This window comes from Rathayibacter sp. AY1H3 (assembly GCF_002932015.1).
This window is the reverse complement of sequence record NZ_PSUU01000103.1, coordinates 1-803: the sequence shown is the minus strand read 5'-3', so window position 1 is coordinate 803 and position 803 is coordinate 1. Positions and strand designations below refer to the sequence as shown.

Sequence of the window (803 nt, the reverse complement as noted above, 5' to 3'; positions counted from 1 at the left end):
GGCGGGAGGCGGGCACGGGGGCGGCCTCGCGCTCCTCCGGCTCCGGGTCGGCGAGGGCCAGCGCGACAGTGGCGGCCACGTCCTCGACCGCGCGGACGCAGCCGAAGCGGACGATCCGCTCGTCGTCGATCAGGGCCTCGCCGTAGCCCGCGCGGAACGCCGAGCGCTGCACGTCGCTGATCGGCCGCGAGTAGATGACGCCCAGCTCGATCAGGAGCAGGTCGGCCTCCCGCGGGGCGACGGTGGCCTCGTCGAAGTCGATCAGCCAGGGGCGGCCGCTCTCGTCGATGACGACGTTGCCGGGATGCGGGTCGCCGTGGAGGGGCACGCGTGAGGTGGGCGTGCGGGCGCGCTTCAGCCGTCGCTCGGCGCCGGCGAGGGCGTCGAGGCGGGAGCGGTTCCCGCGCCAGAGCGCGGTGAGGAGGGGGCGGGACTCCGGCTGCGCGTCGATCCTCTCGTCGGTCTCGGCGAGGAGGTCGGCGAGCGGACGGCGGACGCGGCGGATTCCCCGCCGCACGGGAGGCGCGAGGGTCGGCGGCTCGGCGTCGTGCACGGAGCGCAGGACCGCGCCGAACCCCTCCCAGTCGAGGGCGTCCTCGCAGGAGTCGACCGCGTCCTCGCCGAGGATCCACGGCGCGACCGAGACCCGCAGCCCCCGGTCCTCCGCCCAGGGGCGCCCGTCGGAGGCGCGGTGCGGCGCCGCGACGCCCGGCACCCCCGCCTCTCCCAGCGACGCCGAGAGCGCGAGTCCGAAGCGCCCGTCGCGGGCCGACGCCTTGACGCTCCAGAGCGCCCCGGAGCCG

General features: G+C 77.3%; 1 protein-coding gene. It reads right to left on the bottom strand.

Going from position 1 to position 803, the window contains the following annotated elements; all coding sequences use genetic code 11:
* Nucleotides 1-803, bottom strand: an 803-nt coding sequence (locus C5C33_RS18110; RefSeq protein ID WP_104261795.1) for an aminoglycoside phosphotransferase family protein, incomplete at both ends; no start/stop codon positions are given.